The sequence below is a fragment of the Paenibacillus sp. N3.4 genome, assembly GCF_008017805.1.
Classification (GTDB): Bacteria; Bacillota; Bacilli; order Paenibacillales; family NBRC-103111; genus Paenibacillus_E.
Map to the genome: position 1 here is coordinate 1 of NZ_VRTT01000158.1, position 4599 is coordinate 4599.

Here is a 4599-nt window from a genome sequence, read left to right on the forward strand (position 1 = left end):
GGCTGTTACTGTTTTTTCTCTTTTTCGATAAATGAAAACTGTAAAAATATCCCTTATGCAACTTAATGCTCTGATGTCAGCTTCTTTGCAAGGCTAGTGCCGTTCTCCCCCTTTTCCTTCTTCATAAGCACGTTTTTCGTGCTTACAGCGCCACTGACGGGACTCTCGCCTTCCGAAACGCTGAAAATCAGCGTTACAGCTCAGCATACCAACCGTTCTCTCCCTTCCCTTCTCCATAAGCACGTTTTCGTGCTTACAGCGCCACTGTCGGGACTCTCGCCTTCCGAAACGCTGAAAATCAGCGTTACAGCTCAGCATACCGACCGTTCTCTCGGTCCAGACGTCAGCTCTGTTTGATACAGACATGCGCGGCCACTCTATCCGTGTTACTGTGGTGACTGTGAAGTTATGTTGTTTATTCGCCAACAAATTTCCGTCATGACGAAGCAGCCTAACTCTTTCTTATCTAGTAAAAAAGACGACCTCATCCCAAAATGAAGGTCCGTCTTCCTATATACTTGGCTTAAGCTGTGGCCAATTCGAGGTCATCTTCCTCATCACGATTAAACGCTTCGCGATCAAATTCACCTTCGGATTCTGCCACAAGCAGCGCAGTAACCGTCGTTCCTGTTGCATTTACAGCGGTACGACCCATATCGATTAAAGCTTCAACCCCAAGCACGAGCCCCATTCCTTCCAAAGGAAGACCCAAAGCCGTGAGAACTACAGTGGTCGAAATAGCCGCAGGACCCGGAACGCCAGCCACACCGATAGAAGAAATGACACTAACCAAGATCAACAGTAAATACTCAGATGCACTAAGCGGAAGGTTATAAACCTTCGCTACGAAAATGGCTACAACTGCCGGCCATACACCACCGCAGCCGTTGAAATTCATCGTTGCGCCAAGCGGAGCCACGAAGCTCGCAATGCGCGGTGAAACGCGAAGGCGCTTCGTGATTACTTCCAAATTCACCGGCAGCGTAGCATAGCTGCTCCGTGTCGTGAAAGCGACGGCAATCGTCGGGTATGCCTTTTTGAAAAACTTGATCGGATTCACTTTAGCTACCAGAAGAACTAGCCCGCCGAAGACCAACACGAAGTGGATGATAAGCGCCACATACGAAGTCAGAATAATTTTGGCAAGTGGAGCAAGCGTTTCTAGTCCGTATTTAGCCGCCATAGCAGCAATCAATGCGTACACACCATAGGGTGTCAAGCGGATTACATACTTAACTACTTGGTGAATCACAGCGGTTAGTGAAGTTATCAACGCCTTAACAGGCGCTACACTTTCCGGTTTCTTGGAGCCTACATGCACAATCGCTACCGCTACGAAAATCGCGAAAATGAGAACCGGCACAACTTTACCGTTTGCCATATCGCTGATTGGATTCGATGGCACCAAATCTAGAATAACTTGCGAGAATGTAGGAATTTCCCTTGCTTTGAAATCCTTTGGAACCACCTGCGCAATACCAGCTCCTGGATCGAAAGCAAGTGCAACCACAAGTCCGATCAACGCCGCGATCCCTGTGGTAAGCAAGAACCAGCCAATCGTCTTCAGCCCTAATTTACGCAATTGACCTAAACTGGATAAGGACGAAATACTGTTAATAACAAGAATAAGAACAAGCGGCATAACGAGCATTTTAATCAAATTCACATAAATGCTTCCGATCGTGCTTACACTTTTGAAATCCAAGTGCAGTTGTTGAACACAATGCCTACGATTAACCCAAGACCTAACGCAATGAATACCCGATTACCAAAGCTCAATCTTTTTCTCCCTAAGAAAAAAAGAAACCCGATAATAATAAGAGAGACTACTAAGCTAATCCAATTGGATTGAAATGCGGTTACCAAATTGTTTTTCAAGTCAATCTTCCTTCCCTTTAATACCAAGTGTTTTACTTGGTTATATGTTTGTAGGAATAAGAATATGACAAGAACCTATAATCTGTCAATGGTTAATTTGCAATAAATGAAAGCAAGCCACTATTCTCTACGGTCATAGACCGTAGAGAATAGTGGCTTGTCAAACGAGATGATGAACGATCAAGGGCCCTCTGTTACATACGAATACCGGCGCTGAAATGGTTATAGTCGTCCGCCGAAGGATCAAATGCAGCCTCATCCTCGCTCGGTATCGAGTTTGAATCCAGAGCAACCGAGGCATAGCTCTCGGACCAATCCTCATTTACGGTATGAGCCGGAATACGGATAACGTCCTCCAGATCGTACGCCATCGCGAACATAGCAGGCTCAGCCTGCGTCTGCTTGCGCTCAGCCAAGCGTCCGCCATGCGCCTGAGCAATTTCCAGTGCGGACGTTATTTCCTGCTCATCCACATGGATGTGCAGGGTCGCCTTCCCATCGGGCAGAAGCTCAGGCTTATAACCTAGTTCCTCTAACGTATCTAGTGCAAGAAGCGCATCCCGTTCCTTATCAAATTCAAAAAATATGGGCACAAAGCTTTGCATATCGCAGCATCCTTTCGTCCTCACAATGGAAGGCATGCCATTATCTTCTGCAAGTTGCCCCCAGCCTATTCTATTTGATTGCTTCCTGAACAAATTTCAACAGCTCGTCGTGATATTCCGGTACAGCAGCTACCAAATAAGGGGCTCCGATACGTCCATCACCATCCATTCCCGACCTTTTTCCTCCAACCGACTCCACATCGCTAAACCGTGTTATCGGATTTCCTTCGAAATCCGTCACTTTCACGCCGGCCTCTTGCGCCAGCAATATGCCTGCATACAAATCCTCGCCTTCGGAGTTGTACAGCACGATGCCATGCAAATTGCCTCTTGCGAGCACGCCCAGGTCAAGGATGGGGCCCATACCCGCAGCACTCTTTTTACCGAATGCTCCAATGATGCCTCAATGCTAAAGCCTGCGAATCATCTTTCCCAACCCCATGGCCTTGTATCCAGGATATGGTGGACTTGGCAAGAGGGCCTTTGGGTCTAGCTTCCAGCTTCTTATTGCCCAGCCAAGCACCCTCACCTCTGATTGCTGTATAATTGAGCCCCAAGGCCGAATCATGTACCACACCCAAAACGATCCGCTCTTGATGACTTAAAGAGATCGAAACGCCATATAAAGGAATGCCTATCGCGTAATTATTCGTCCCATCCAGCGGATCCACATGCCATACCCAGTCGCTGACAGCTCCTCCTTCGCCTGCTTCTTCGCTATAAATCCGGTGACTTGGAAATACATCCTGAATGGCATGCACAATGAGCCGATCCGCTTCGACATCTACTTCCGTGACTACATCCCCTCGATCACCCTTATCTAGGATATTAAGTGTACCTCCAAAATGCAGGCGCGCAAGTTCACCTGCTTGCCATGCAGCTTGGACAGCAACCTCTTTGGCTAAAGTCCATTCACTCCGTTCCATTTCCCTCATCCTCTCGAATCCGCCTTCTTTTTCTTTACAATAATATTACCATAAGATCCCTGTCAAAGTTGCTTTCTCCACATTCGCCGCATTGACAAGAAGCCTTAAAATAAGTGATAATATAGCAAAATCAGAAGCGATATGAGTAGTCGAAAGGGGCAGTACGGGTATGGTAAAGCAGCAGCAGCACAAGATTTTGGATTGTACGATTCGGGACGGCGGCTTGGTGAATGATTGGGATTTCAGCGTTGAATTTGTCCAAGACATGTATCGCGGCTTAAGCGCAGCCGGTGTAGAATATATGGAAATTGGTTACAAAAACTCGGAGAAGCTGCTGAAAGGCGGAGCTTCCGGTCCTTGGAGATTTCTGAATGAAGCCTTCTTGCGCGAAGTGATTCCCCAAAAAACCGCTACAAAATTATCCGCACTGGTTGATATCGGCCGTGTTGACGAAAAAGACATTTTACCTCGTGAAGACAGCTTGCTGGATCTGATCCGCGTCGCTTGCTACATTAAAGATGTAGATAAAGGACTGGAGCTTGTCCAAACGTTCCACGACATGGGCTATGAAACGTCACTGAACATTATGGCGCTTTCCCACGTGATGGAAAATGAGCTGGTCGAAGCATTCGAAGAAATTAACAAAAGCCCTGTAGATGTTGTTTATATCGTTGACTCCTACGGCAGCATGGGTCACAAAGACATCGACTATCTCGTAACAAAATTCCAACGCCTGCTTCCTGAAAAAGAGCTTGGCCTTCATATGCATAACAACCTTCAGCTTGCTTTCGCAAACACGATTGCCGGTGCTTCCAAAGGTGTATCCTTCTTGGATTCCTCGGTTTACGGTATGGGTCGCGCAGCAGGGAACTGTACAACTGAACTGCTTCTTAGCTACTTAAAAGGCGCACGTTATGACATTCGTCCTGTGCTTGAAATCATCGAGAAGCATATGATCACGATGCGTCAGAAATGGGATTGGGGTTACCTGATTCCTTACATGATCGTTGGCGCTCTTGATGAGCATCCACGTACAGCCATGGCGCAATTGAATTCTCCGGACCGTAATAAATTCGTAGACTTCTACGATAAATTAACTTCCGTGGAAACAGCTCCAGCTATCCATAAAGATTAAACCATTTATCCCTTACGTTGAGTCTGAGGGGCTACGCCCCCCAGACTCACGTAAG

General features: G+C 46.9%; 5 protein-coding genes and 1 pseudogene. 2 read left to right on the plus strand and 4 right to left on the minus strand.

Going from position 1 to position 4599, the window contains the following annotated elements:
• The first annotated feature begins 138 nt into the window (after positions 1-138).
• The gene (locus FU659_RS36155; protein ID WP_187274612.1) at positions 139-357 is read left to right on the plus strand and encodes a hypothetical protein; all 219 of its coding nucleotides are present in this window, start codon (positions 139-141) and stop codon (positions 355-357) included.
• 166 nt (positions 358-523) lie between these two features.
• Here FU659_RS36155 and FU659_RS34390 read toward each other — a convergent pair.
• The 4 genes and pseudogenes from FU659_RS34390 to FU659_RS38125 form a co-directional block, all read right to left on the minus strand.
• A pseudogene (locus FU659_RS34390) lies at positions 524-1878 on the minus strand (dicarboxylate/amino acid:cation symporter).
• Positions 1879-2072: 194 nt separating this feature from the next.
• Positions 2073-2483 carry a hypothetical protein gene (locus FU659_RS34395; RefSeq protein WP_147951654.1) on the minus strand — a complete coding sequence of 137 codons (411 nt, stop codon included), beginning with the start codon at positions 2481-2483 and terminating at the stop codon, positions 2073-2075.
• A gap of 70 nt (positions 2484-2553) precedes the next feature.
• Complete coding sequence (locus FU659_RS38120; protein ID WP_261808240.1) at positions 2554-2847, minus strand: FIG domain-containing protein; 294 nt, start codon at positions 2845-2847, stop codon at positions 2554-2556.
• Positions 2848-2863: 16 nt separating this feature from the next.
• A complete protein-coding gene (locus FU659_RS38125) occupies positions 2864-3409 on the minus strand; it encodes an inositol monophosphatase family protein (RefSeq protein WP_261808241.1) in 546 nt (181 codons plus the stop codon).
• 169 nt (positions 3410-3578) lie between these two features.
• Here FU659_RS38125 and FU659_RS34405 point away from each other — a divergent pair, with 169 nt between their 5' ends.
• On the plus strand, positions 3579-4544 hold the full coding sequence (locus FU659_RS34405; protein WP_147951655.1) for an aldolase catalytic domain-containing protein: 966 nt from the start codon (positions 3579-3581) through the stop codon (positions 4542-4544).
• The last annotated feature ends 55 nt before the right edge of the window (positions 4545-4599 follow it).

Bases quoted from the DNA above. Each gene is read 5' to 3' on its own strand.
- FU659_RS34395 (WP_147951654.1), bottom strand. From the start codon at position 2,483: ATGCAAAGCTTTGTGCCCATATTTTTTGAATTTGATAAGGAACGGGAT.
- FU659_RS38120 (WP_261808240.1), bottom strand. From the start codon at position 2,847: ATGGGCCCCATCCTTGACCTGGGCGTGCTCGCAAGAGGCAATTTGCAT.
- FU659_RS38125 (WP_261808241.1), bottom strand. From the start codon at position 3,409: ATGGAACGGAGTGAATGGACTTTAGCCAAAGAGGTTGCTGTCCAAGCT.
- FU659_RS34405 (WP_147951655.1), top strand. From the start codon at position 3,579: ATGGTAAAGCAGCAGCAGCACAAGATTTTGGATTGTACGATTCGGGAC.